Origin of the sequence: Desulfosarcina ovata subsp. ovata, from assembly GCF_009689005.1 — a bacterium.
Classification (GTDB): Bacteria; Desulfobacterota; Desulfobacteria; order Desulfobacterales; family Desulfosarcinaceae; genus Desulfosarcina; species Desulfosarcina ovata.
Genome location: NZ_AP021879.1, coordinates 3415422 through 3440864, shown reverse-complemented (window position 1 = coordinate 3440864; position 25443 = coordinate 3415422). Strand labels below are relative to the sequence as shown.

General features: G+C 52.5%; 25 protein-coding genes. 7 read left to right on the top strand and 18 right to left on the bottom strand.

Annotated features, from left to right (window positions below):
• Positions 1-71: 71 nt before the first annotated feature.
• The 12 genes from GN112_RS15255 to GN112_RS33600 form a co-directional block, all read right to left on the bottom strand.
• Positions 72-749: a T4 family baseplate hub assembly chaperone gene (locus GN112_RS15255; RefSeq protein ID WP_155310999.1), complete on the bottom strand. Its 678-nt coding sequence runs from the start codon at positions 747-749 to the stop codon at positions 72-74.
• A gap of 16 nt (positions 750-765) precedes the next feature.
• Positions 766-1227 (bottom strand): phage tail protein, encoded by a 462-nt coding sequence (locus GN112_RS15250; protein WP_155310998.1) that lies wholly within the window; start codon positions 1225-1227, stop codon positions 766-768.
• Positions 1228-1238: 11 nt separating this feature from the next.
• Entirely contained in the window at positions 1239-3095 is a 1857-nt protein-coding gene (locus GN112_RS15245) for a phage tail sheath C-terminal domain-containing protein (protein ID WP_155310997.1), read from the bottom strand.
• Between the two features lie 3 nt (positions 3096-3098).
• Positions 3099-3377, bottom strand: coding sequence for a hypothetical protein (locus GN112_RS15240; RefSeq protein ID WP_155310996.1), 279 nt, complete (start codon positions 3375-3377; stop codon positions 3099-3101).
• Positions 3378-3393: 16 nt separating this feature from the next.
• A complete protein-coding gene (locus GN112_RS15235; protein WP_155310995.1) occupies positions 3394-3942 on the bottom strand; it encodes a hypothetical protein in 549 nt (182 codons plus the stop codon).
• 71 nt (positions 3943-4013) lie between these two features.
• Positions 4014-4499, bottom strand: a complete 486-nt coding sequence (locus tag GN112_RS15230; RefSeq protein ID WP_155310994.1) for a phage virion morphogenesis protein — start codon at positions 4497-4499, stop codon at positions 4014-4016.
• The gene (locus GN112_RS15225; protein WP_155310993.1) at positions 4489-4851 is read right to left on the bottom strand and encodes a hypothetical protein; all 363 of its coding nucleotides are present in this window, start codon (positions 4849-4851) and stop codon (positions 4489-4491) included. The genes GN112_RS15230 and GN112_RS15225 overlap by 11 nt, the downstream gene beginning before the upstream one ends.
• Positions 4848-5300 carry a hypothetical protein gene (locus GN112_RS15220; protein ID WP_155310992.1) on the bottom strand — a complete coding sequence of 151 codons (453 nt, stop codon included), beginning with the start codon at positions 5298-5300 and terminating at the stop codon, positions 4848-4850. The genes GN112_RS15225 and GN112_RS15220 overlap by 4 nt, the downstream gene beginning before the upstream one ends.
• Entirely contained in the window at positions 5287-5658 is a 372-nt protein-coding gene (locus GN112_RS15215) for a hypothetical protein (RefSeq protein ID WP_155310991.1), read from the bottom strand. The genes GN112_RS15220 and GN112_RS15215 overlap by 14 nt, the downstream gene beginning before the upstream one ends.
• A 15-nt stretch (positions 5659-5673) precedes the next feature.
• Positions 5674-6537 (bottom strand): HK97-fold major capsid protein, encoded by an 864-nt coding sequence (locus GN112_RS15210; RefSeq protein ID WP_155310990.1) that lies wholly within the window; start codon positions 6535-6537, stop codon positions 5674-5676.
• A 19-nt stretch (positions 6538-6556) separates the two neighbouring features.
• A complete protein-coding gene (locus tag GN112_RS15205; protein WP_155306468.1) occupies positions 6557-6919 on the bottom strand; it encodes a hypothetical protein in 363 nt (120 codons plus the stop codon).
• A 15-nt stretch (positions 6920-6934) separates the two neighbouring features.
• Positions 6935-10789: a DNA adenine methylase gene (locus GN112_RS33600; protein WP_162458952.1), complete on the bottom strand. Its 3855-nt coding sequence runs from the start codon at positions 10787-10789 to the stop codon at positions 6935-6937.
• Positions 10790-11018: 229 nt separating this feature from the next.
• Between GN112_RS33600 and GN112_RS15195 the strand changes: the two genes are divergently transcribed.
• The 4 genes from GN112_RS15195 to GN112_RS15180 are packed head-to-tail and all read left to right on the top strand — an operon-like array spanning position 11019 to position 16477.
• Complete coding sequence (locus tag GN112_RS15195; protein WP_197743329.1) at positions 11019-11255, top strand: helix-turn-helix domain-containing protein; 237 nt, start codon at positions 11019-11021, stop codon at positions 11253-11255.
• Positions 11256-11312: 57 nt separating this feature from the next.
• Entirely contained in the window at positions 11313-11939 is a 627-nt protein-coding gene (locus tag GN112_RS15190) for an HD domain-containing protein (protein ID WP_162458951.1), read from the top strand.
• 9 nt (positions 11940-11948) lie between these two features.
• On the top strand, positions 11949-14798 hold the full coding sequence (locus tag GN112_RS15185; RefSeq protein WP_155310988.1) for an NACHT domain-containing protein: 2850 nt from the start codon (positions 11949-11951) through the stop codon (positions 14796-14798).
• On the top strand, positions 14795-16477 hold the full coding sequence (locus GN112_RS15180; protein WP_155310987.1) for a B12-binding domain-containing radical SAM protein: 1683 nt from the start codon (positions 14795-14797) through the stop codon (positions 16475-16477). Before GN112_RS15185 ends, GN112_RS15180 begins: the two co-directional genes overlap by 4 nt.
• Positions 16478-16488: 11 nt before the next feature.
• Here GN112_RS15180 and GN112_RS15175 read toward each other — a convergent pair whose 3' ends face one another.
• The 3 genes from GN112_RS15175 to GN112_RS15165 form a co-directional block, all read right to left on the bottom strand.
• Positions 16489-18060: a phage head morphogenesis protein gene (locus GN112_RS15175; protein WP_155310986.1), complete on the bottom strand. Its 1572-nt coding sequence runs from the start codon at positions 18058-18060 to the stop codon at positions 16489-16491.
• Positions 18057-19673: a hypothetical protein gene (locus tag GN112_RS15170; protein WP_231717034.1), complete on the bottom strand. Its 1617-nt coding sequence runs from the start codon at positions 19671-19673 to the stop codon at positions 18057-18059. The genes GN112_RS15175 and GN112_RS15170 overlap by 4 nt, the downstream gene beginning before the upstream one ends.
• Before the next feature lie 127 nt (positions 19674-19800).
• A complete protein-coding gene (locus tag GN112_RS15165; protein WP_155310985.1) occupies positions 19801-21327 on the bottom strand; it encodes a terminase large subunit domain-containing protein in 1527 nt (508 codons plus the stop codon).
• Positions 21328-21598: 271 nt separating this feature from the next.
• Here GN112_RS15165 and GN112_RS15160 point away from each other — a divergent pair, with 271 nt between their 5' ends.
• The 3 genes from GN112_RS15160 to GN112_RS15150 are packed head-to-tail and all read left to right on the top strand — an operon-like array spanning position 21599 to position 23120.
• On the top strand, positions 21599-21790 hold the full coding sequence (locus tag GN112_RS15160; protein ID WP_155310984.1) for a hypothetical protein: 192 nt from the start codon (positions 21599-21601) through the stop codon (positions 21788-21790).
• Positions 21791-21820: 30 nt separating this feature from the next.
• The gene (locus GN112_RS15155) at positions 21821-22225 is read left to right on the top strand and encodes a hypothetical protein (protein ID WP_155310983.1); all 405 of its coding nucleotides are present in this window, start codon (positions 21821-21823) and stop codon (positions 22223-22225) included.
• Entirely contained in the window at positions 22179-23120 is a 942-nt protein-coding gene (locus GN112_RS15150; protein ID WP_155310982.1) for a tyrosine-type recombinase/integrase, read from the top strand. Before GN112_RS15155 ends, GN112_RS15150 begins: the two co-directional genes overlap by 47 nt.
• Before the next feature lie 311 nt (positions 23121-23431).
• On the opposite strand, the gene GN112_RS15145 is transcribed toward GN112_RS15150, so the two are convergent.
• The 3 genes from GN112_RS15145 to GN112_RS15135 all read right to left on the bottom strand — a co-directional run bounded on the left by GN112_RS15145 (position 23432) and on the right by GN112_RS15135 (position 25068).
• Positions 23432-23962: a hypothetical protein gene (locus GN112_RS15145; RefSeq protein WP_155310981.1), complete on the bottom strand. Its 531-nt coding sequence runs from the start codon at positions 23960-23962 to the stop codon at positions 23432-23434.
• A 90-nt stretch (positions 23963-24052) separates the two neighbouring features.
• Positions 24053-24322, bottom strand: a complete 270-nt coding sequence (locus GN112_RS15140) for an RNA polymerase sigma factor FliA (protein ID WP_155310980.1) — start codon at positions 24320-24322, stop codon at positions 24053-24055.
• Positions 24319-25068, bottom strand: coding sequence for a hypothetical protein (locus GN112_RS15135; protein WP_155310979.1), 750 nt, complete (start codon positions 25066-25068; stop codon positions 24319-24321). Before GN112_RS15135 ends, GN112_RS15140 begins: the two co-directional genes overlap by 4 nt.
• Positions 25069-25443: the final 375 nt, after the last annotated feature.

Genomic DNA, 25443 nt, shown 5'->3' with positions numbered 1-25443 from the left:
CCGAAGCGGCAGCGCCCGTGTTTCCGAATAACTCCAATGGAGCCCGCCGTAAGCGAGAAAAAAGACGTCCCTTACAAGCGAACTCCGGGGAACAAAAAACCCGGTTCAGCCTCCAGACGCGTGCGGATACGGGTACCGCAGGTTTCGCACTCGGTCTCCACGGTGGTATCGACGCCCGCGTCAACCCGCAGCATTTCCTGCCGCAGGGCGCTGCGGTCGCGCAGGGACATATCGTTCATCAGCTTCTTGCTCGGGGCCGCGCCATCAATGTCGATGAGACGGATCAGCATGGCCGAAGAGATGGACGGTTCTTTAAGCGCGGCCAGTCTTTTTTCCTTTTGGCCGTCCAGATACCCGAACCGCACCTTGCGTTTCGAACCGGGCAGGTCAAAGGTGAACTCCCGTTCTTCACCGTACGGTGTAACCTCCAGATCATCCATGTTGACGGTCACGATGTTCGTGGTACGACAGGCTGTATTGGGACAGAGCAGCTCCAGCTCCGACTCATCCCCGAGAGATATCTGCCGCAGCTTGACCAGGATGAACAGACGGTCTCCGGACAGAAGATCGAGCACGTCTTTCATGGACGGCTCCTCGATCTCTCCCAGCCGGACGGTACAGTTCCTGAGCACTTGGTTTACAGCGTCACCGTTTCGGATGAGCCTTTGATTGGTAAGCAGTTCTTCCTCGGCTCCGGTCATTTCCCTGAGCTCGATTTCAGTTCCGCTTGGCAGTTCAAATATGTGCATGGCTTATCTCCTTGAATCATGTCCAGTACTGGTAACTGATGGTGAGTTTTTCGATGGTGTTGTCCGTGTTCGCGCCCTCGAGTTCGTCGTACTCCAGGACCTTGACCCATGCGCCGTGCAGGGTCCAACGCCGGGTTTCGTTCCCGGCGCGGTCGTAACGTACGATGTCAATGTCACGCATATAGTCGTTGGGCATTCCACCCACCACGGCGTTGACGTCCACCTGTTTCTTGGTCCATTCCCGCGCGGCCTCGTCGGAACCGTCCTGCAGGATGCCTTTTTCAAGAGTGATGTCCTCGAACTTCACCCGCCCGGCGACCTTCTGATCGAACATCGACCCGGCCGGTGCAAAGGCCACTTCCTCGAATTCGGTCTTGGGCTCCTGGCCTTTCTTGAAGAGCGCCACATCGAAACCGTTGACCTCGATGGCGAACTGCCAGTTCTGATACAGGCTCTTGGGCATATTTCCGCTACGCATGGGCTGCCTCCTTACGCTGTCTTGAAGATTTCTTTGAAGTCGGCCCCGGTGGCGGTGAGCACGAAATTGAGTTCGATGAATTCAGCCGTCTTCGTGGGTTTGACGAAGATGCGGGCCACCAGCTCGTTGCGGTCGATGACCGCCGGGGTGTTGGTTTCCTCGTCGCACTGGACCGCAAAGTCGTAGAACCCGCCCTTGTCCTTGATGTCCTGTAGAAAGGGATTGATCAGCCTGATCAGGGCCCGCCAGGTCTGCGGATTATTGGGTTCGAAGACCACGAAACGAGAGGATTCGGCGATGGCCTCCTCGATATACATCATCAGCCGCCGGACGTTTACGCGGTCCAGGGCGGATGGTTGACTCTGCAAGGTTTTCTGTCCCCAGATGTTGATTCCGGTGTCGGGGAAAGAAGCAATCACGTTGACACCCTCGGGGTAGATCACGTCCCTTTCACCCCGGCTGGCCTTGTAGCCAAGCGACAATGCGTTGAAGATTCGTCCACGATCGATACCGGCGGGGGCGTACCAGACATAGGTTTTCTGGTCGCTTCGCGCGTAACATCCGGCCACGGCCCCGGAGGGTGGAATCAGCTTTTTCTTGCCGGTAACCGGGTCGCTGATCTCAAGCCATGGGTAATATAGGGCCGCATAGGACGAGTTGAATGCCGCGTGCGAATACATGCCCTGGCCTTTGCGAAAATTGACTGTTTCCAGTGGTTCAAGATGGATGGGCGCTTCAGCGACGAGCATCAGGTCTTTGCGGTTTTCGGCATAGGTGATTCCGGCATGAATCACGTTGGCAGTGGTCACGCCGGGAGCCGTAAGCATGTTCAGAGCGTCGATCTCGTCAAAGGCGTAGAATCCGGTGTGCTGCGAGGGGTCTCCGATGTAATCGATGTCATTCAAATCGACCAGTCCGTCATCGCCGCCGGATAAACTGAATCCGCCGTTCGCAGGCCGATCGTCCGGTGTGCCGGACAGGGGTCCGAGATCCTCGACGCTGATAAATTCGGAGCGCTCGTTGATCGCCAGCTCCATATGACTCGACGCCGATTCATCCATGGAAAGGTCTTTGAAAACCTCGACGACCTCGTCCTTATATCGGACGACGAGATTGAATCCCGTGGCAGGGTCGAGTGTGCCGTCCTCAATTTGAACGCTGAGACGATCACCCCAGACGCCTTCGTTAACCGCGAGCGCGCGGAGGGTGTCCTGGGCGTCCTGTCCACCTGCAAGGTTCGCGGACGTAACTGGTTGCACGATGCCCGTATCCTCTGTGCTTGCTTGAACCAGGGCGTCCGCCTCCGGCTTCGCGATAATTGCCGCAACGACCTGGTCCGCGGTGGCGGCCGGATCGCCGGCGCTGTCCGTAGCCAGATTGACGGTGATTGCCTGACCTGTAACGTCCACAGAAAGTGGTGTGTCGGTTCCCGAAGCGACGAGTTCTATAGAGATACCGTTTCCATCGACACCAGCCTGCCGCGCAAGCCAGGTGATGCGATCCGTCCCGGCGGTCCCGGTTTCCAGCATCGCGGTCACAGCTCGCCGGTCCTTCAGCGTCACCGAGGATTTCACAGCGGTGAGGCTGCTCTTGTCGGTGGGGTCTGTCAGGTGGGCGATCCGGTTCACATAGAGAACCGACCCGCCGTTATCGAAGAAGGCCCTTGCGGCATAGGCCAGATAACCGGCCTGCAGGTAGGAGCCGAATTTGTTGATGAACTGTTCCCAACTGGTGACCAGCACGGGTTTGTTGATCGGGCCGCGCTCGGCCACGCCCACCATGCCGCAGGATGATGTGGAAATCTGTTTGACGTAATAACTGAAATCGATCTCGCGCGTGTAAACGCCCGGGGAAAGATAGGTGGCCATGATTTACCTCCGTTTCGTGCGCCGGGACGCCTGCGTTCCATCGCCCTTTGGTTTTGTCTTGGATTTTTTCGCGGGAGACTTGCCCGTTTTCGCTGAGGCTTCCGGCGGTTTTGCCGTCTCGGTCAATGAAATCAGCCCCCGCTTTGCCGCAGTTTCGATTTCAGGTGACAGCTGTTCATTGCCTATTGATTTGCGCTCACGCGGGTTCAGATGCAGTCCTTGCCCATCGCCCGCGAGGTGAAACGTGAGCGGCTGGAAAAGTAGATTTTTGATTTCAATCATTTTGGCTTCTCCTCGTTTATGGTGTGTAGAGACGGTCCTCTTCAACACCGTCACGGAATTCGAACTTGCGGTCCTTGATGAGCGGACCGACTTCAACGACCCCGTCATATACGGGGCAATCCTCGATACGGCAGCGACCGGAACTCTGGCGAAGATCTGAAAGGTTCACTCTGCGCAAACCGCCCAGGGCGGTGAGTTCGGTCAGGTTAAGCGATCCGCGGTCTTCCACGGTCAAAACCGGATGACGCTGATAGAAGCGGGCGACTTTCTCCTGGAGATCAAGCAGCTCGCCTTCATGAGCGGCGGTGACGACGACATCGAAGTCGAGGTGATAAAGACGGGGATAGCGGCATTCTTCATAGCTCAAGTTTGGGACATCTTTTTCCACCGTGCGGGCCTGGGTTCTCCGTTCGCCGTTTTCGATCAGCGTTGGTCCCTGGAGGATCAGGCTCGGTACATTGGGTACCTCGAACACATCGTCCGCGGCCACGAGCACCGCATCCGGGTCGATCTCGGCCTTTATCAGGCGAATAAAACTTTCAACAACTGTTCGAACGGTTTCCAACGATGCACCTCCGGTGATCCGGTTTCTTCTGGCTGTTACCTACCGGAACCTGTGTGGAAGTGTCGGAGTCGTCAGAGAACAAAGTGAATGGCCTGCCGGTAATTCTCGATAATCCGCTTGCGGTATTTCTGCATGGTGGGATGGAGAAACGGTCTGGGCGGGATCACAATCACCGCGCCGTTGGGATGTTGGATAGTGGCTCCGTATTCCATTACCGCCCCGATATTGACCATGTCATCACCGTCCTTGTTGACGGTGCCTCGCAGGAGTCCGACAAAGGCATGGTCGGCCATGATTTTTTGGGTGATGGCATTGACCAGGAATCCGGTATCGATCAGAGCCTTGCTGGAGCCCTTGCGTATGATAGTGCTTTCGGCGAGCTTGGCGAATGGTTTTCCGCCGGGGGCCTGGCTGCGGATGCCGCGTTTGATCTCCCGAACAAGCAGGATGGCGTTCTTGATGGTCGCTTGACGAAGCGCCAGAGCCAGCCGGGCACCGGGGGCATTGGCTAATTTCGCCCTGGCCTTGTCCCAGTCTCCGAATCGCTTAACCCCCATGGAGACGAACCAATTTGAGAACCTTGTGTGTTACCACGCCGAACAAACGCTCATCTTCAATGGTCTGAACACGAAACTCATTCGTACCGCTTCGGATGTGGTCTTCCGGCTGGATATCCATGTCCGGCAAAACGCAGGCGACGGCGTCGATTTTACTGCTCAGGTCTTCCGGTGGTGTCTCCACAAACTCCAGAGGGAACGGTCCGACTTCCTCGTATGTCGCGTCATCCGAACCGTAAAGCCGTTCACCAGGTTGGCTTCGAAGCAGTACCGCCTCTTGTCCCGATGCCAGAATCAAGTCCTGTACATCTTCCGCCGCCGAGATCTTTTCGTTATCGGTCAGCAGATTCACAAGTCGCCTCCCTGCTCATAAATGACCGGCTTCATATCTGAAGGGGAAATGATGTAGTCCTCGGGGCTCGCCGCGGCTCCCGGCTTGATTTCGCTCAGGCGCAGCTTGTAAAGAGCCTTGAGATCATCCTCGAGTTTCGCCCAATGCTCGGGTTGCTTGGTCTTGTCGACCCGCTTGTCGCCGCTGGAAAACGAAAAAGTGTTCGCCGTGGTCGCACGCATGACCTGGCAGGCGTGTATCTGCCCGAGCAGTAAAAGCAGTTCGCGCGTTTCGCCTTCAGGGTCCGGTACGACCTCGTCACCTACAACGGACAGCGATATTTCCAGATCACGGGCCAGGCGGTAGACGCCTTTATGGATGCATCGCTGAAGTACATCGTCCGCGAAAAGAGCGCTTTCAGGATCGGCCAGATCGATGCGAAGCGTGAGAACGAGGTCAGCTATCGCCACCTTCCACCTCCACCAAACGCTTCTTCAACGCATCGATAACCGTGCGTCGTTTTTCATTGGCGAGATGGGATTTGAGTCTGGCGGTATCGTTTTCACCACCGACCTTCGAGATGGCCTCGGCCGCCGGGAGTTTTGACCAGTCCAGTTCCTTCTCACCAGCTGTTTCTTCCTCGGGTTTGGTATTCGTGTCCGCGGGCGGATCTTCATTTTTTTCCGGCCTGGCGAGCAGACCGGCCGAGACCGCCCATTCCATGTGAGGGGTCAGCTCCTCGACTTCCAGCACGTGCCCCGGTTCAAGCCGAAGCCCGGCGTCGGCGATGATCAAAATTCCCGGACGGACGTTTTTCACATTGAACATAATAAGGCCCCTCCATCAGCCGAGAATCTTGATTTTTGCCATGATATCCGGACGCGTGATGCCTTGACCCAACTCGGACCATACCAACCAACCGGTCTTGAAACGGGTCTTCTGCTCGATAGCCTCGGTTTTGATATTTTCGCGCACCGGCATTTTGCCGACTTCCTCATCAGGAATCAGGAGAACCTCGTCTAAGGACTGGGCCGCGGTGAGCAGGATACCGCCGGTGCCGTAGTTCTTGATAACACCCTTGGCGCGCAGCTCGGCCTTGGTCTGAGGGTCGAGGTTCCAACTGCGAAGGTCGTTGAACCGCCGGCCGCGCATGACGATGTACTTCACCGACATCTCCATGTCCTCGATAATGGAGATCGCCTCGTTGAGCGCCTCCTCGGTGAGGCTCGTACCGGTGACCTCCACCGTATTGCCTGCCGGGACCGCGGATGAAATCACGGTAATGCTCCGTTTATCGATTTCTTTGCGGATTTCATCGGCAGCGGATGTCTGGATATCCATCAGGGTACCGATATTGCCGTTCTTGAGCACCGAAACATCGACCATCGGTGCGGAGTGGATGCGGTGGGTTGGAAACTCCACTTCATCCTTTCCCAGCTCCTGCTCCTGGGCCTCGCCCTCGTTGCTGATCCAGTACGCCTTGACCTTCGGCTTTTTCTGGTACAATGGCCGTTCGCCCTTCGGCAGGGTATGACGGGTGAGCAGGAGAGATGAAATCTCCTTGCGTTTGATCTCCTGTTCAATGGGTGCGGCGATGGCGGCGGCCAGAGCGCGCATCCCTTCCGGAGACTCCAGCGCCTCGGACATGAGGCGGGCCATGGTCTCCATGTATTCCTGGCTGTGTACGTTCACTTGAGTCTTCTCCATTTTAGGTCTCCTCCTGTAATCAGATGATAAGCCGGAACTTCAGCGTCCCGCCGGAGACGGAGACGGCCCGCGCGATAACCTCTTCACCGGCTTGAACACCCGAGGTTAGGACGCCGGTGGCCGATACCTTCAGGTCGTCGCCCGGATTGACGGTGCCCTCGAAGGCATCGGTCTCGTACACGCCGCCCATGCAGTAAATGCCGGGCATCTCTCCGTTCTTGTAGTCTTTGATCAGAATGCCGAAGGACTTGATGGTCGGATCGGTGTTCACGGCGAACAGATCGTCGCCGACGATCCTCACCACCTGGCCGAGTTGGCCGTCCCCCTGCATGTAGCCGTCGCCGTAAGCGAGGCCGCGATGGTTTGGGTTGATGTAAGGCATGGTCTATCCTCCTTATTAATCGGTTTGAACCGGTTCGCCGGTCGTAAGACCCACGCGTTGGTGATAAGCGGCCATGAAGCCGTTTTTGAGCTTGTCTTCGAGACTTTTCTTCCCGTCGTCCACGTCCCTGGGTCGAACACCCGCGTCGCTGCGCATCGGCTGATCGTCCCTCTCGTCATCCGCTTTCGCCTGCTTTTTCCCGGCGTTGTTTTCGGGTTTGTTCCCGCCGTCTTTGGCCTTCTCGGCGTCAGCCTTGATCATCCGATCAAAGGCGTCCTCGGTTGCGTTGAAGGCATCGTCTGAAAGCCCGGCCAGCCGGGTCAACTCGTTCGTACGATCTTCGTCGCTATCGAAGGTGATGCCGTGCTTTTCCACTTTGCTCAGGAGCTTTTGGGCCCTTGCACGGTTGGCCGCTGCTTTTTGCTCAGCTTCCATTTCTTCAACCTGCTTCTGTAGGGTGAGCACCTGTTGTTTGAGCTCCTTGTTCTCCTTTTCCAGCTCCTTGATTCGAGCCTTATCGTCAGTGGTGCCACCACCGCCGTCTTCGGTCTTCTTGGCGGCTTCGGCCGCCTCGTCTTTCGTTTTTTGTTTCTCGTCCATCGTCGGATCTCCTTCGTTAAGAGTTTCGGAAACCTCGCCCCGTTCAGAGGCGACCTGAGTGATACGTGCATTTTCATCAGCGCCTTTGCGGTCAAGAAGGCCGAGGCCGGTGAATGTCACACCGTGAAGAATCTCAAAGACGGGCTTTCCCTGGAATGCACCGCCTTTGTGCTTGCGCAGGTGAATGCAGTAGTCGTTTTTCGACTGCACCCGCTTGCCGCAGATAGAGCACTCCCCCTCTTCGTAGTCGCATTCCATCGAGACCTGGGTGATGATGCCCTTCCGGATCAGCTTGTACGCCAGTTGGGAATGTGGGCTGTCCGAGATAAAGAGTTCACCGGCGCACTCGATTCGCCCACCGTTATCGTCTTCGATGAAGTCAGCCGACACGATGCCGCCGACGATGTCCGTGAACTCCTGGGAATGTTTGAGATCGATCTTCTTGTTGACAGCTGTGGTGTAACGGGCCGCCAGTTCATCAGAGGTGAAGTGGTCACCGTTTTTGTTGGTCCCGGCGCGACAGAGAACAAAGGTAAACTGCGGATCACCGGTTTCCCTCACGACATCCAGCGCTTCCGCACTGAGGACCGTCGGCACTGACGCATTGATCTCCACCGGAAAGGAGGTATGGCAGGCCGCGGCGGAGGATGAAGCAGACGAACGAGGCGTGCTGCGTGGTTTGGATGAGACAAACAGCAGCTCCCGGGCATGTTTTCCTTCCCGGCCGATGTCCTTGGCGATGTTGTAATCCACCTCCATACAGCGCACGCGAACCAGGCCGTAGTGCTCGGATAGAATCTCTCGGATTTCCGCTTCACGAGGAAAGGCTCTGTCGCGGTATGACAAAAGGACCGTTCCATACTTGCCACGGGCGTCGGCGGCCAGCGTCTCCATCATGGACCGGATGGATTCCTTGGTGTACCTGGTGCGGGACGGGAAATTCTTGCGTGGGTTGGAATAAATCTTCTTGTCCGCCCAGCGAGTCATCAAACCTTCGATGAAATGAAGGGAATCCTCGTAATCGTTGCTGCCGAATTCGGTCACGTACGGCGGATCGAGATACAGGACATCCGAACCATAGCGCCGGACCGCTTCGGTCGCGTCCAGGTTGAACGCCTTACACTCTTTGCTGTTGTCAAAGACCAGATTGTTGAGCTGGCGGACGGTACGCTTGAATGACTCGATGAACTTCGACAGCGGGGGATTGGAAAGCTGGGACTGTTCCAGGCTCGCCTCAGATTCCAGGTCGGCTTTACGATGCATCTTCGAGCGGGAAAACTGCCCGAAGGCGCTCTTGGATTTCACGGTACTCCCGAGCGCGGCAAGAGCCAGGTCTTTCTTATATCCGTGAAGCTTCTGGATATTGGCCCACACCTGGTCGAGCCAACGGAGAACCGGCTTAGTGTAGTAATAGCCGTAGAATTGATCGACGATGAAGGTGCCGGCGTCCGGGTTGGGGGCAAGTAGCCTCTCCACATCCTCGTCAGTCAGCTTGTCGCTGGAGTTTTCGACCACGGCCTTGGCAAGGTGATAAGGGAACCGCAACAGGTCGTTGGCAATAACTTTCATTCCCTTGCGTTTGAAGTGGTAAGCCACGTTCGCTCCGCCGGAAAAAGCGTCGAGAAAACTCTCAGCGCCTTTGGGGAGCTGGCTTTCAATCCAGCCGAGCATCAGGTATTTGCTGCCCATAAATCCGGTGACACGAACGGTGTCCGCCTTGCCCGCCTGGCAAGACAGCAGGTTCAGGGAATCACCCAGTGGCGCATCGGCCAAAGCGCAGATATTATCTTCCACGCGCAGAGCGGCCTCGGTTGCAGCTGAGGCTTCGTGTTCCTTGATCCACTCCTTGGCTTTTTCAATCGTCCAACCGTCCGGGTTGCGCTCGGTTTTACGAACGAACCGGTAAGCCTGGAGCACCATTGAGCGGGGATTGTCGTTTTCAGGGACGAATTCCTTTTTGAATCTGCCGATGATGATGGAGACGCCATCGACTCCATCGAGCGACTTGCGCCGGAAACTGTCGGGATCGAATTGCTTCGGGTCCTTGGCGCGGTAGCGGATCTCGTTTTCGGTCTCATCCCAGACCGCCTCTGATCTCATGCTTTCGGCACTGGCATCCGCTTTGACGGATCGGCCTTTTCTGTGTTTGCAGATGAAAAGCCGTTCTTTGGCGTGGGAAGCGTCCCCGTGGCGCGAGGTGATGGAATAATGGTGATCGCGGGAACGCATCGCCGGCTCGAAACCGTGAGTTGTTATGATTCCCCGCATCTCCCGTTCGTTGGGATACGCGTGGTCCCGGTACGAAATAAGCCAGTTTGCGATGTGTCGGGCGTTGCCGAGGAAAGTCTCGAAAAACTCCTTGGCGTTGGCTCTGGAAACGGTTTGGTGGTCCGTCTTGTAGTGCTTGGTCTTTGAACCCTCGACCAGGGTCAACCCGTCCCAATACGTCATCAGCCCTTCCACGAAGTGGTAGGACTTCTCGTAATTGGTGGTCGAGAACTCAGTGGCATACGGTGGATCGAAGTAGGCCAAGTCTACGCGCACCTCGGACAACAGTCCGTTCACATCCTTCCGGTAGGCCTTGCACTCTTTGCCGTTGTCGAAAACAAGCGCGTTGATGCGGACCACATTCTTGCGGAACCGATCCTTGAACTCTTCCGGGGTGTCTTCGCGTTTTCCGTAGCGGGTTGAGGAGGAAAAATGGCCGAATCCGCCCTTGCCCGACATGCAGGTCTTGCCCAGGGCGAATAAGGCGATGTCCTTCTTGAATCCGGATAATTTGTCTATATTGGCCCGGACTGTGTCGATCAGTCCGTGGACGCCCTTGGCGAAGAATATCCCTTTGAAATTGTTGCGGATAAAGGAACCCGCCTTGGCGTTGCCGGCCAGGAGCGCTTCCAGTTCCTCGTCGGTGAGACGGACATTGCGGTTTTCAACGATGGCCCGAGCCGCGTGATAACAGTAACGAAGCCGGTCGTTAGCCAGGACACGCAATCCCTTGGTCTTGTACATATAAGCCACGACAGCCGAACCTGAAAACGCGTCCAGAACGGAGCCCACACCTTCCGGCGTGTGTTTCCAGATCCAGTCGACCAGCTTCTGCTTCGAGCCGATGTAATTGGTGATGTATTTTGGCCGTTTGGCCGGCGACGCCTCTTCTGTGACAGCCTCCTTGGCCTGGGCTTCAAGGGTTTCGAAGTCCAGATCAAGAGCGGCATCAGTCTCCAGCAGAAACGCCAGTCGGTCACGGTCGGTGGCAAAAAGATCCATTCGTATCTCCGGTCATGTCGCGACAATTTTCAGCTCTCCGCCCCGCGGAGCGGGTGCGAGAAAGCCCTGTCGCTGGATACCTACCGGAGGCCGTCGAAAAGTGTCGGAGGGGGTCTTGTTGGGTTCAGTTGAGAGGATCAGGGGCCGGAAATCGTAGTTGACATTTCCAGTGGAGCCACATAGCATATGCTATATTATTTGCAATGGCTTTTGACATTGGATGGTTTACATGATGAACACCGGAAAAAACACAATGCCTAAAACCGAAGAAAACGAATTGGCAAGAAAGATAAGGGGGTTACGCTCCAAATTAGGCCTGACCCAGGAGCAGTTTGCCGCCAAGGTTGGTGTAACCTTCAGTACGGTCAATCGCTGGGAGAGTGGAAAGAGCAAGCCCTCGCCCCTGGCCATGCAGCAGATTCATAAATTACAGCGTTACATCCAAGAAAAAGGGGGCTTAAAATAATGATATTTTTTCAGCCTTCTTCACAAAATGTTTTTAACTAAAATAGGAGGTAAAACTATGGAAGATTTTAATGCGGAGCGGGTTCTTGAATGCTTTATGGAACTACATACGTTAACGAAGCTCCGCCGGACTGGATGGTTACTCGTGGGTGTACCAGAGGCAGAGTCAGTTTCAGATCATTGTTATGAGGCGGCGCTTTTTGCTTTTATTTTATCCAAACAACTTAATGTTAAGGTGGATATTGGCCGTGTTGTATTGATGCTTCTTTTCCATGAGGTCGCAGAGGCAAGGATCACCGATCTTCCGAGAAGGTCTAAAGATTATATTGGGAAGGCAAAGAAACATGGAGAAACCGAAGCAGCAAAAGACATTCTTTTTGATGTAGCTGATGATGTTATAGAGCTACTTGATGAAATGCATGCGAAGGAGACGCCAGAAGCAAAACTTGCAGAAGCAGCCGAGGAGTTGCAAATAATTTTCAGAGCTTTGGTATATGCAAAAGAATGTCGTGGAGATATGTCGGAGTATCGACGTGATGTACAAAATTACGATGACTTTGGAATTCCTGCTGCTCGACAGATAGCAGATCTAATAGGAAAAAAATTAGATGAGTACTTGGCTGGAAAGCCTTACTGGGAGATCGGGTATTCGAAAAGACCCAAGGATGCTGACCAAAAATATTGAGGCTTACCAATGGACGATCTCGACGATAAAATTAAACGCCTATTAGGAGAAGCGATTGTGCCTCCCCTTTTAGCCAGTGAGGAACAATACCACTCCGCTTTTGACGAATCGGGTGTTGCAAAGGCGGATGATATTATTTCAGCTCTCTCTGCGGAAAAAATAGATCTTAAACGCTTTGCATACTTAAGTATTGGTGGGTCATCTGGGGCTGAAATCCTACATGTTCTTTCCAACACATCAATGGAATATGGCGTGTTGCTGGAGTATGACGATGCGGCAGGAGCTTTGGCTGAAAAAAAAGCTAAAGATTTAATTCCATCAAAAACCCTTCGAGTTCTTCGTGGTGACGCTACCCAAAAAATAGAAACATGTAGAAGGATTTTGCTCGATTTGAGGGATAATGGAAAAATTGACGGGATAGTCTGCTCCGTACAAGCTGTTCTCCATGAATTACCTACGAGAAGTCCAAAACATGAGCTTGAGTATTTGCTTGGTGAAGCGCTATGGGACTGGAATCCTTGCTTCTTTTTTTGCAGGGAGCCTTGCTCACCTCAAACTTGGCCTGAAAAAGTTAAACTTTCAGTTGGAAATCTTAGCAGTGAGCGTCTTGAAGCACTCGCCAATCATATTCGGGGAATGTTATCAATGCCCGGTGAGGTTAGACGGGCAGGGCCACGCTTTATCCTGCTTCATAAAGACCTCGCTGTCGAACTCCTATTTAAAATTTTTTACATAGACGATTATTCCTATGAAATTGATGAACGTGTTACATCACTTAACCCCCTTCTTGTTGCTAAAGTAGTTGAGGGAATTTTGGAAGGGGGCGAAGTTCGTTCTGAGTACCTTAACAGTGGTAGCTTTGAAAAGCTATATCGTAAGTTTCAAGTTATGGCAAAGGATCATAATGAAACACCGCTAAGGCCTCCGCTTACATTTGTCCGTATCTACGCAAAACGTTTAATTGGCCATGAGCAACAGGCAATTGACAATTCACAAGAGAATAGCTCCAAGAATGAACATAACAAGATTGGAACCAAAAGCGTCAAGACGCAGGCAGAGCGCCTTCTAAATTTATCCCTTCTCCCATGGAGCCCAAGGAAAAGTCCAAGCCTACGTGTTCTATGGCCAGAGCTTCTTGTAGATCCAGAATTATTACCCCACAAGAATTCAACCACCGCTGACAGACTAACAAACTGGGTTAAGTTTTTGCATTGGAATTCAAACGTGGCTCTCATTGGGGCCCCTGGGGCAGGTAAAAGCACAAGTCTTCGAAGACTTTTTCTTGATTTGGCTGCTAAAATCGATTTGCCTAATTCCCCTTTTCCTGTTTTTGGTCATGTTAGTGACTATGTGCAATATATTGATAGTCAGCAATCTTCATATCCACTGGAAATCGCGATTTCCGAAGCGCGGCTAAGTCAAAAGCCTATTATATATTTTGTTGATGGTCTTGATGAAATCGATTCTATATTAGTAGATAGGTTCTTTTCTGAATTTATCCAAAATTTCCAAACAACAGAATTCATATGGTGCGCATGTAGAACTGAATATTTTTTTAACCAACTTGGAGCACAAATAAAGTACACACAACATTTTCGTGAAGTACTCGAGTTTTGTCCATGGAGTGAAACCGACACACTTTGGTTTGTAAAAATGTATTCTGATCGGCTTGAAATTCCGGAACTCCCGAGTCGTTTTAATCGCCTTTTGTTATCTACACCAGAGGCCTCAGAATTTTCAAACAATCCATTTCATTTGACACTTATTCTTTACCTTTTAGGTGAAAATATAGAAACTGATAACGCTTTTACTAATGCATATTCGCTTTACAATAATTTTTACAATCATTGGCTACGCAGAGAGGCTCATAGAGGCACATCCTCTGCAGATGAAAGCGAAGTTAGGAGTTTTCATATTCAGATTGCTGAGAATCTTTTTGATTTAAGGGGAGCCGTTAAGGGAAGAACTGTGCTGTTAGATAAACCCACAAAGACGATGATTGAATCTCATACAGCGGCGGCTGACCTTCTACGTGTTGAAAGATTTCCTGATCGTATTTCTGGATTCCGACACGAAACAATTGGTGAGTTTTTGCTTGCGAATAATATAATTGAGGCATTATCAGATAGGAATACAAAACTCGATAATGTTTTACTTAGAACATACACTTATGAAATTAATCGTTTTGTTAGAGAAGCAATCAGCTTGATTGATGAAAATGGAAGAGAGTATCTAATTAAGCTGCTTTCTGAGCGTTATAAAGAATATTTGAATGATATGGAGAGTGAATTATCAAAATGCCAAGAAGACATATCTCCTACTTTGCGTATTCGAGAACAATTATTATACTATATTGGCAGGATTCCATGTTTAGAGTTTCCTGAGATACTACGTATTTCCTACCAATCGGAGCATCACTCGCTTCTCGTTCGAATAGCCGCTTTAGGGTCAATTTTACATGGTAATGAAGATATCGAAATGGACTACATTGAGAAACTTTCTCCTGGATCAAGTTGGGACATTGAAAATCGCTCGGTTCAACTTGTATATTTTGGCGATGTTTATGGCGATATTTATCATTTTACCGATAATGGTCTATATTCATGGGATAGAACCCGTGAGGCAATTTTAGCTCGTTTAAAAGGTAACAGTATTCGTGATCAAAGGCTTAGATGGTGGGACTTGCGCACTATTATGCTTTTTGCTGTCAGTCGGATGAATGGTTTTAAGTTCACTGCTCGCGAAAAAGAAATAATTAGAACGACGTTTATCGATCATTCAATTTCATCTAATGATAGAATTCAGCGCATTCAAGATGAAATACGAATAATTGAAGAAAAATTCAAGGAGGACAAATGAGTCAAATAAGATACGCAAAAATTCGCGTATCTTTGATTGCTCTATATTCATCAAGATACCCTGCTATAGGCGAAACGCATGCTTTATCTGTATTAGGAGGGGTTGCTAAAGCTTGCCTTGGTGAAAATCTAGAGCAATTAGACATATTTGACATGGTCTCTGTTTCACAAGGAAATTGTGATTTATTAATTGATTTTTTGGAAAATAGTCGGCCTGATATTCTTGGTATTTCTGTTGGATATGGCACTTTCTCATTTATCCTGAAAGAATATGAAAGGATTAGAGCTAAAGTTGGTGATAATTGCTGGATCGTCCTTGGAGGTCCTCTTCCTACTAAGATGGCCAGCGATTTGGTCCAAAAGCTCCCTAATATTTATGTAATTACAGGAGAGGGTGAATATGCCTTTAAAGAACTTTTACTGCAGCGTATAAAGGGTTTATCACTTGACCCGTCAAATATTCCTGGAATTGTTTACTTGCGAAAAAACCAAATTTCAAAAACTGATAGGCATCTGATAGATTTAGACCTTTCTCCGAACCCCTATCGGAAGCATATTCAATCTGTTCTTGACGGGGGTGGACAAATTTTCTGCGAGTTGAGCCGCGGGTGTTCCTGGTCAAAATGCAGATTTTGTCTAAGAGGTTTAACCGATTTTAAGGGTACGCGTGAAGAATATCGAAGATTTCCAAGCAACCGATTAAGAGATGACCTTCACAGTCTTTCCTTACTTGGTGTGCACAATATCACATTCGCCGATGAAGACTTTCTTGGAGCAGATATTAAAGACGCAAGGTCTGTCGTTGAAATTATAGAGGAGATTCAAAAAGAACTGCCTCATCCAATGAATTTTGACACCAGTATTATGCCATCATCGATTTTTACGAAAAGTATGAGCATATCAGAGACAGAAGAAAGACAATCAATATTGCGTCGATTAAAGGAATGTGGTTTGCGAAAAGTGTTTTTAGGCATTGAGTCTGGGGCCGATTCTCAACTTCAACGTTATGGTAAAGCACACACAGCAATTGAGGCTGCTCAAGCAATAGCGACCCTTAGAAAAATTAGCATTCATTTTGAAATTGGATGGATCATGTTTGACCCACTTAGCACTGTTGAAGAACTAATATTAAACACACAATTCATAAAGGATAACAATCTTGTACCGAGTATATCCTATATGTTTTCAGAATTAAGATTGCAGCCAGGCACAGGATATATTAAGGCGCTGAATAAAATAGAAAAAGATGTTAATTTTAAAATATATAACAGGAAAATAGATCCTGACACATTAAGTTTCAAATATAAATTTATTAATCAAGGCGTTGACCAAATTGTTTCCGAAACACATATATGGCGAGATAAAATCGGTTCTTTACATTACCCTTTGAAAAATCTAAGTCGGTTCGGAAAAGGTTCAGTACTTGGTGAGAACATAAATATTGCTTGGGAAATCCTATCCGATATTCGCTTTGGACTTTTTCAGGGCTTTGAATCACTGCTTACTACTAATGATTCTGACTACACTGTTAAAAACGATTCACGCACTATGGTACTCGACTCTGCAAGGGCTGCTTCAAATAAAATTATTCAATTAATTTGCCAATTACATGAAAAAAGTCAAAGACAACCCGTCGTTAGATCACTAAAAGAAGCAGCCTCAAAATTCTGCAACAATTGATGTGTAGTAGTTCAGCTTCTAATTAATTTTACCGCTACATTATTAAACTTCTCAAAAGCATCACTCATTATCGTTTTTTCAATCGCCTTGATAAGTTGCTGCTTATTCTTGGTCGTGGCGATGTGATATCTTTGCTTGGCTTCAATCAGGGACTTGCCTTTGAGTCCAGAATGGTCCACTTCTGGTTCCAGCTTATCGAGCAAGTCGATCACGTCCTGTCTTATCATGTAGATTGAAACGCCCTTTGTCCGGGCAACCTCCTGCAGTTCGTCCATAGTCAGCACATGAAGTCCTTCACCTTTCTTCAAGCGCTCGGATACAATCTGCGCCTTCTTCAGTGCCCTTTGCTTCTTGGCCAGGAGTTTAACCAGGTCATCCTTGGTTCGCAGCAGGCCGATTCTATGTTCTTTTAGTTTCACCTTCAGTGCGGCTCCGGTGAGATCCGAATGGTCGAAGCCCGGCTCGACCTGGTCGAGCAGTTTGATGAAGTCGGACTTTGTTCGGGCGATGGAAACGCCGTTCTGCTTCGACAGGGTCTGGAGCTGCTTCACAGTGAGTGTGTTCAGGTCCGCGACCTTCCCGCTCTCGAAGGCGGCTTTGAGCTTGGCGTTCTCCTTGGACTTCGCCTTTGCTTGATTTTCGATGGCCTGGGGAGGGAGGATGCATGCATCAGGTTCAGCCGCAACCTTAGCGCCCAATTCACCACCGCAAATCTCAAGCGGCCAAGCCACCACATTGGTGCAGCGACAGTTGGGATGGGCAGGCTGCTGGGGAAATCGGCCTGTATCGTAGACCTTTCCGTCCAGCGGGCCACAGATCGGGCAGACCCGCTCATCCTCCATGGTCATCCATTCGAGCTTTCGAACACCGACTTGGTCGTGGAATTTGATCCGCCCCTGGTTATGGGCTCGCAGCACCTCAGTGCGTGCGATTACCTCCATGCGGTACTGAGCCTTGGTGAACACTTTGGAACCCGCGTGGCGAAAGGATTCTGGGTCCTTAACAGCACGCCCGAGATCGCGGGCGATATCTTCGATACCTTTGCCAGTGGCGATGCCGTTCATCACGGCCCGCTTGATGCCGTCGGCCAATTCGCGGTGGACATCTCCGGCGAGCACCAGGTTGTAGTTGGTCATGAAGTCGAGAGCGTCGGTGTCGACGATGGTGAAGACGCGGGTGGCGAGCTTGTCGATGCCTTCCGGAGTCAAGTCACGGTAGAACGGCAATTGCGCCGCAGCAAATTCACCGATGCCGCGGTAGATGCCTTGGCGGAAAGAGGCTTTCGCTGTCTTTCGAAAAAGCAGTGTCTGATCCCGGTGCAGTCGGGACGTGGCCTCCCGGATATCCGCCTGGAGTTTCTTGAGCCCTTCCAGGGCTGCCAGCTTGTTGTCGGGAAGCGAGCCGAGGCTCTTGTACCGGAGGATGGCGCGACGCACCTCGTCTTCGGCGTCGACGAGCATGGCGGTCAAATCGGCGACCGTCTGCTCCGTGTACAGGTTCCTTGCCCGGACGCTTTTTTCAGTGGCTCTTCGGATAGCCTCTACCTGAGAGACGGTTTTTTTCGCTGCTAGTGCACCGATCATTTCTCGCACTCCGGGCAAGCTGTCGTCCTCTCTCGCTCCTCACCTTCCTGGTCGGATGGGATTTCCGAAGAAACGATCTTGGCGTCTAAGAAGCGGCACGCCGGGGTGTCGAAAGTGGTTTCATTTTGCTGGACACGACAGTGGTTGTGCTCGTCATTGAAATGAGCGCAGTCGTCACAAACGGCATTCCCTCTGTCGCCCCGGGCGAAAGGTCCGGCCCAAGACGCCTCCGTCCGGCTTCCAACGGGATTCTTCATCGGGTCGAGACCGAGCATCTCCTGTGCGGTTTCGACACCCATGATCCCGGCCAGGACCATGTCGGCGATGGGCTTGACCTGCTTTTCATCCAGCAGGTCCACCGAGCGTCGTTCGTTTTCACGATTGGCAGATTCGATATCCGGATCGAGGTCCATCTTGAGCTGGAGACTGGATCGGCTGATGAGTTTGCGGTCGTAAAGCTCGATAAGCAGACGCTTGAAATCCACCGCGTCCGAGAGATCGAGGTCGTTGAACAGGAACTGGAGTGTCTTGTCTTCGTGACCTTTAAGCTCCGCCCAGTCGTCGAAAATCCAGGAAAGAATGTTCCGTGCGGCCTGTTTGATCTCCCGGATCATCACGAGCATCTTCTGGAGACTGACCGAGGCTGTGGCGAAATTCGGACCGTCACCGGTGACCAGGGAACGCGAGAGTCCCAGGGCCACGACAATATCCTCCTTCACCTCCTTGACCTTGTCTTCGACGTTGAGGACTTGACCCTCGGTGCCGTGAGTTTCGACCGTGACATAGAAAGGCACGACTAATCCGCTTTTAAGGTCCATCTTGTTGACCATGTTGCGGACCTGTTCCAGCATCTTTTGATCGGGCATGACCATTTTTTGGCCGAAGGCGCCGCCGACCTTGAGCAGGCGGAACGGCGTGGCCCAACGCTTGGCGATGGCTTGTTCCGCCCGTCGGTAATCGCGCAGCAATTCAATGGACTGGAAAGCGGGCAGCACCTGCGAGTTGCCACGCGATGAAAAAGACGGTGCGTCCCATTTCAGATGGAGCACCTGGTCGACCGGCAGTTCCAGACCTTCACCGATTCCGGGATTATCGTCAGGATACTGGCGGGCCTCTACCATCTGTCCCTGGGCATACTTGACCTTCACGGAAACCGGATTGACGCATATGGCCTCTTCCAGATCCTTGCCGTCTTTGGTGTAGCGCTTGAATCCGACGGCGTCACCTTTGACAAGCAGTTGAAGAATCATGTCCTTGACAAACGCGGAGATGTTCAGCCGGTCGGCGAGGAAGACGGCGTCACTTTGCACATCCTCATCGTCGCTGGTGATTTTGATTTCATCACCGACAGCAAAGGTACGCCATGAGTTGACGCAGTTTTTGACCAGCGGCTCTTCGATGTAATACTCCCAGGCCTTGCGCGCCCGTTCCTCCCAGGTTGCGGGTATGGCCTCAATTGCGCTTACCTTGCTGAAGACCGAAGGGTCCAGGGCCGCCGCTGTAGCCAGAGGTGCGATTACCAATCCATCGGTTGACGGGTTGGTCGCGGGTCCGCTGCCATCAGCGGTAGTGGCCGTTTCATCTGAAGTTGTGCGCTCGTTTTGTCTCTCCACCAGTAACCTCACGTTTTCTTGGCCTGTGTGCGCGACATCTGCGCCGTGTGGCGAGATGAAGCTTGTCCTGGGGTTATCTACCGGAGGCGGGGAAGAAACGTCGGTTGGGAGGGGATGTGATGTCGGTTCAGATAAAGACCGGATCGGTCAGGATAGGTATCAGGGAAACGGTCTCCTCCCCGACCTGATCGAGGTTGGCCTGTTCCCGGGCCAGCAGGGCACAGCGGACGGCGTCGATAATGTGGTCGTTGCCTTTGGAATAGATAACCCGGCCGTCACGCAGCGTGTAGGTGTGGGTGGTGAATTGATCCTCCAATTCCAGGTCCTCCGCCGGAAAGACGATCTGCCGACGCTGGAGAGCTCCGTTGATGAGGCTAGTCATGAACTCCTTGGTACGCTTTCTTACCTCTTTCCCATCGCGCACTGCCAAGGTCGTCATCCCTCCGAAATCGTAGCCGCGCAATCGGCCGTCCAGCAGGAGGTCTTTGTATTTGTCCAGCGTGTGAAGCTCCTGCACCACGGCCAGTCCGTTGCCGCCGTTATCCACGCCGATACCGGTGGCGGTGTAGTATCGGTCCAGCAATGCGATGGTCTGGGCGATGTGCGGGTAGGCCACGTGTTTCATATGAACACGCAGGACGAGTTTAATGATTCTGCGCTCCCCCAGTTCCAGCTCCTGGAACACGACGAGTTCGGTCGGGTCGTTGGTATAGCCAAGGTCGCCGCCGATCCAGAACACGCCTGTCTGGGGTACAAGGTTGAGCAGCGCCTCAAGTCGGTCGTGCGATTCTTCTTCGGTATCGCAACCACTCAGCTCGTCGCCCGTGATAACCACTTTCTGATATTCCAGAAGTTCCTGACGGCAGAAGTTCAGATATTCAATGTTGAAGGCCCCATACGACGGTTTGCCGTGTTCCCCGGCCACCTCATGCTGCCACCCGGCGCTGTCCCGGCCACCATAAAATTCCAACAGCTCCGCTTCACGTTCCTCAGACCATATCGGGTTGAGCCAGGAGGGCCATCGAAACACCTTGAACTGTGTCGAGGTGGTCAGGCGATAGTATGTGCTGTTCCGCATCCCGTTCGGTGTGGAGTAGATTCGCAGCTTACCTCCGGATTTCAAACACTGGCGTAGCGCCTTCCATGCCCGCTCAGTGAGCCAGGCCCCTTCGTCTACCCAGACGCGTTCGACGTGAAGCGAGCGAAACGCGTCGCCGTATGCTCCGGCCGGGCGGAAATAGAGAATTGTGCCGTTGGTGAATTCGAGCCGGAAGTATGGTTTGCGATGAATCTTGGGCTTGCCGTATTTGGTCAGAGCGATGCTGGCCATAAGATCCGGATTGGCTTCCAGTTGGAACTCGATCTCCTCGGCAATAGTGTCGAGATGCCCCTGGTGCGGTGCGGCGATCAATCCCTGGCCGCCGCGGGTGGTGAAAGCAAAATGGAGCGCGTCGGTACCGATACAGACACTCTTGCCGACGTCGCGTCCATCCAGGTGGATGATGTTCTTGTCCGGACAAAGCAGGTCCTCCACCTGATGCGGCCAGTATGTTCTCTGGCTGCCGTCGCGATTGCCCAGGTATGCCTGACCCCAGAGCACGGGATCGGCCAGAGTCTGAGCCAGCTTGCGGTCCTTGGCGGATATCCGTGCCATCAAGCCAACCTCTCTACAAAAAATGCCCACGGTACCGTCTCAGCTAATATGGCCAGGGAGGCTGCTAAAATCGCAACTACGATGGCCCGCAATATAAGCTCCAATTCCTTTTTCATGAATGCCGTCCTCTCACTGCAAATACTTGTACATTCTTTAAGTAACCTGTGAATACGCTTTGACTTCCTTCGCACACGAAGCCTGTATGTGGATGTGTAATAACGTTGTAAATCAATGTGTTATAGAAATTTACAAACAATAACGGAGACAAGCCATGCACCGCAGAACCAGCAATAAAGACGCCCAGAAGGCATATCGAAAAAAACAGGAAGAGATCACAAAACTGATGGTCAGCATCCAGAGGAAACTGAGACGGCATGCCGGGGAATCCGTTCATTGGGGTCACGTTGGCGACCTTGGCCATGTTGAAGAGCTGCTTAGCCAGATCGATGAATTCCTTGGATAAACCATCACAAACAAAAAAGGAGGTACTATTATGATGGAATCTAAACTGCACGAGGCCGCGAAGGCCTACATTGAACATCTGAGGACCCAGGGCAAGACGGAGCGGACCCTCTACACCTATGGAAAGGATTTCGAACAGATCGAAGCCTTCTTCGGTGCTGAGCGAAAGCTCACCAGCATCCTCGTTCCCCACGTTGGGAAATTCTTCAAATCCGATGCGCTCCTGAAACTGCAAAACGGAAAGGAACGGGCCAAGCCCACGGTGGATAAGACCAAGCGCGTGTTGCGCATGTTCCTTATCTGGGCCAAAGAGACCGGTCGCATTGATAAACTGCCTCTGCCCAAGGGAACCCCCATGGGCCGGAGCGTAAAGAAAGGAGACAAGAAAAATGACGAACACAGCCAACATTCCGCTCCGACTCCTGCCCAGGCCTGAGCCTTTTGGGCAGGCGGTGGAAGCCTTCGGCAGAAGGCTCGCCGCCGATGGTCGCTCGCCGAACACAATCAACGCATACATGCGAGACCTGAAATGCTTCGCGGGGGTGCTCTCGGCCCGGCATCCGGGAATTGCAGTCAATGGGGTGACGACAGGTATGATCGATGAGGCGTTGACGGCACCGGCGGTTTTGCGCACTGTTTCAGACACGCCTCGCTCACCGGCTTCACTCCACCGCTTCAAAGCGGCGGTCAGGTCCTTCTTCACGTGGCTGGAGGAGACAGGCCAAGCTTCGGAGAATCCAGCCAGGTCGGTGACGCTGCACAGGATTCCACGCACACCACCATCCTTTTTGACTGAGGCTGAGAAGCGAAGACTGCTCAAGGAACTTCGCGGGCGGTCTTCGACATTGGCCATCCGGGACCGGGTTGTCATTGAGCTGTTCCTCGGCACCGGTATCCGGCTGCAGGAGCTTGTCGACCTGGACATCGATGACGTTGACCTTGACGCCAAGCATTTGCATGTTCGCGCCAAGGGCGATGTTCCACAGGTGAAATTCTTGAAATCCAAGCTTCGCTCCCTCCTACGCGGTTACCTGAAAGAACGCCGCAAACAGGGCGACGGGGAGTGTCAGGCGCTGTTCGTCTCTAACCGCGGAACACGCCTTTCCGAGCGCCAGGTTGCTCGAAGGCTCGAGCACTGGCTCAAAGCCGCGGGGATCGAGAAGCAGCTTACTCCGCATTCGCTGCGGCACACGTTCGCCACCCACCTCTACAGCCGAACCGGCGACATCCTGGTTGTCCAGCGCGCCCTCGGGCATCGCGACCTGTCTACCACCCAGATCTACACCCACCTTGTGGACGGGGTGCTCGAAGACGCCATTGAAAGACTGTGACCGGTCTTCCGGTCCGGGAATACGGCGGTCCTTCGGGACCGCATTCTCGTTCCAGGCTTCAGGAAGATGATGACAGTGTTGAGTGACAGTAGACTCACAGTGACGCGCCTGAACACAATTCTGGAGCATGATTGGATCATCACTGCGCAGCATCATGGGTGACGGGAAAAAACGATTGACTGATGTTTCCCGTTCTTGGGCTTTTTGGAATGTCAGAGAACACGTCTTATCTGACATTCCGGCAAACTGAAACGCCGTAAACCCGCGTGACTGGTGCTCTCTTTTCTGGATGGCTCTGGTGTTATCCGACATTATTTCTGCGTTTTCTTTTTCTTGGCCGACTTCCTGGCCGGTTTCTTTTGCGACTCGGCCAGCTTTTCCAGCAGAGCGGTGGCCCATTCGGCCGGAGTGGTTTCCGGTCCCTTGGCGGCTTCGCCCTCGCGGGCGATCTTGGTGGCCTTCAGGTCCTTGAGATGACAGCGGATCATGCGGTCGAGCTTCTCCGCAGCGTCCCAGTCCCCGGATTCCTGGGCCCGGCCCAGCTTGAGAAAGTAGACGGCCACCAGTTCGACCTGCATGAAGTCAGAGCTCTTGTTGAACACAAAGTCCTGATAGAGCTGGCCGATGATGGTCTCAAACAGCGGGCGCTCCTCGGGAGAGAGGAACCGGTCGGCATAGATGCCGTGGCGCAAGCTGTTCTGGTTGCCAGGAAGCGCTCCCGAGCCGACGCGTGCCTTGGCCGAACTGCGCACCTCCTCTTCGGATGCCGCGTTACGGTGCCAGCGGTCGAGCTGACCCGCATCCTGTTTTCCAATCTTGTTTTCAGCCTTGTCGTTAGCCATGATCTCCGCCGATTTCTGTTTTGGCACCTCGGGGTTCGGGGCGGAAGGCGAATTTCGCCTCCTGTCGCATCCTCACGGATGTCCCCACGGTTACTTACCGGAAGCCGTTTCAACCTGTCGGATCTCGGACGCTCTTCTGCGGTCGGCAAGGATTTGATTTACCCGTCGGGTGGTGACGCCGGCCAGATGGGCGATCTCCTTGGTATTGACGCCCTGTTCATGAAGGGCGATGACGAGTTGACGGCGCTCCTTGTAGAACCGGCTTGGGCAAGGAATCCAAAGCACGCCGGTGTGATATTTCTGGACCTCCTCGAGCAGTTCTTTGGGCAAAATCTTTCCCGCGTTGGCGTATCTTTTCATTTGTCAGTCTCCACTTTCTTTAACCATGGCTGCGAAACGTCCGGGTTGTGGAACCGTAGCGTGCTGGGACGCGGTGTGTTCGCACCATGGATGATCTCGATGGATTGTTTTGTAACCGCTCCGATTTCCCGGTCCTCGTCGACAAAACAGACCAACCCGTAATCCTGGCCGCAGGGGAACCGAAACCGTCCCTGGTTTTGATACAGCCGGGCTTCGGACCAACCGCAGGCCATGGCTTCATCGCGAATGGCGTCCACTTTGGCCACGGCCCGGGAAGTCACCGGCTGCTTACACTTCCAGGCTTCTTCCGCGGGATAAATCCAGTCCTTTTTTTGATGTATGGCAGGAACCTGGTAGGTCCTCGGGTTCATGCCGCGTATAGACTTCTGCAGGACGTCTTCACCGAATTCCTCAATGGCCAGTTTTTGTATCCGGTTGAATCGTTCCCGCAGGAGGTTCCATCGGTTGTCCGATAGTTTGCCGACCTTATGAGCGTTGCCTGCGGCCACCATCCTGGAACGAAGCCAGGCGAAATATTCAGGATCGAGACGGCGATAGATTTTTCCTTCGTATTCGATATCCCGGTTTCCGTCTTCTTCGCATTCGAGCTTTTGGAACTCCAAGTCGGTAGCCACGAAAAGGACTTCTGGAACAACGGATACTTCCTCGACCTGCGGAACAGGGCTTTGAACGGGGCACTCATCCTCCTTGCCGAGGTGGGCGATCATTGTTTTCATCAGACTCATAGGCGCATCTCCGGAAGTTGGGATTTACTGTTCTTCCCGTTACATACCGGAGCGAACGCGATACCGCCGGATTGCGAAGGTGCGAAGGTCTCCTACCGTCCTAAACACCTTCGCAGGGACCTTCGCAGTGCTGTAAGTGATTGATAAGATAGATAGATAAGATAAATAGAAGGTGAAGGTGCGAAGGGTATAGAGGGTATTACTCTCGTACGGACAGAAAAAACACGGGTAGATCGGAGGATGTCTGACAGGTAAGACGTGTGATATTTTTTTCGACAGAAGAGTGCGGACTCCTGAAACCCTTCGCACCTTCGCACAATCAGTGCAACTGGTTGAAATGACGGATGTTAAAGCTGCGAAGGTATATCGGGGTAT

Excerpts from the sequence above, each read along its gene's own strand:
- GN112_RS15255 (WP_155310999.1), bottom strand. The coding sequence starts at position 749 with ATGCACATATTTGAACTGCCAAGCGGAACTGAAATCGAGCTCAGGGAA.
- GN112_RS15250 (WP_155310998.1), bottom strand. The coding sequence starts at position 1,227 with ATGCGTAGCGGAAATATGCCCAAGAGCCTGTATCAGAACTGGCAGTTC.
- GN112_RS15245 (WP_155310997.1), bottom strand. The coding sequence starts at position 3,095 with ATGGCCACCTATCTTTCCCCGGGCGTTTACACGCGCGAGATCGATTTC.
- GN112_RS15240 (WP_155310996.1), bottom strand. The coding sequence starts at position 3,377 with ATGATTGAAATCAAAAATCTACTTTTCCAGCCGCTCACGTTTCACCTC.
- GN112_RS15230 (WP_155310994.1), bottom strand. The coding sequence starts at position 4,499 with ATGGGGGTTAAGCGATTCGGAGACTGGGACAAGGCCAGGGCGAAATTA.
- GN112_RS15215 (WP_155310991.1), bottom strand. The coding sequence starts at position 5,658 with ATGTTCAATGTGAAAAACGTCCGTCCGGGAATTTTGATCATCGCCGAC.
- GN112_RS15210 (WP_155310990.1), bottom strand. The coding sequence starts at position 6,537 with ATGGAGAAGACTCAAGTGAACGTACACAGCCAGGAATACATGGAGACC.
- GN112_RS15205 (WP_155306468.1), bottom strand. The coding sequence starts at position 6,919 with ATGCCTTACATCAACCCAAACCATCGCGGCCTCGCTTACGGCGACGGC.
- GN112_RS33600 (WP_162458952.1), bottom strand. The coding sequence starts at position 10,789 with ATGGATCTTTTTGCCACCGACCGTGACCGACTGGCGTTTCTGCTGGAG.
- GN112_RS15195 (WP_197743329.1), top strand. The coding sequence starts at position 11,019 with ATGATGAACACCGGAAAAAACACAATGCCTAAAACCGAAGAAAACGAA.
- GN112_RS15190 (WP_162458951.1), top strand. The coding sequence starts at position 11,313 with ATGGAAGATTTTAATGCGGAGCGGGTTCTTGAATGCTTTATGGAACTA.
- GN112_RS15185 (WP_155310988.1), top strand. The coding sequence starts at position 11,949 with ATGGACGATCTCGACGATAAAATTAAACGCCTATTAGGAGAAGCGATT.
- GN112_RS15180 (WP_155310987.1), top strand. The coding sequence starts at position 14,795 with ATGAGTCAAATAAGATACGCAAAAATTCGCGTATCTTTGATTGCTCTA.
- GN112_RS15175 (WP_155310986.1), bottom strand. The coding sequence starts at position 18,060 with ATGATCGGTGCACTAGCAGCGAAAAAAACCGTCTCTCAGGTAGAGGCT.
- GN112_RS15165 (WP_155310985.1), bottom strand. The coding sequence starts at position 21,327 with ATGGCACGGATATCCGCCAAGGACCGCAAGCTGGCTCAGACTCTGGCC.
- GN112_RS15160 (WP_155310984.1), top strand. The coding sequence starts at position 21,599 with ATGCACCGCAGAACCAGCAATAAAGACGCCCAGAAGGCATATCGAAAA.
- GN112_RS15155 (WP_155310983.1), top strand. The coding sequence starts at position 21,821 with ATGATGGAATCTAAACTGCACGAGGCCGCGAAGGCCTACATTGAACAT.
- GN112_RS15150 (WP_155310982.1), top strand. The coding sequence starts at position 22,179 with ATGACGAACACAGCCAACATTCCGCTCCGACTCCTGCCCAGGCCTGAG.
- GN112_RS15145 (WP_155310981.1), bottom strand. The coding sequence starts at position 23,962 with ATGGCTAACGACAAGGCTGAAAACAAGATTGGAAAACAGGATGCGGGT.
- GN112_RS15140 (WP_155310980.1), bottom strand. The coding sequence starts at position 24,322 with ATGAAAAGATACGCCAACGCGGGAAAGATTTTGCCCAAAGAACTGCTC.
- GN112_RS15135 (WP_155310979.1), bottom strand. The coding sequence starts at position 25,068 with ATGAGTCTGATGAAAACAATGATCGCCCACCTCGGCAAGGAGGATGAG.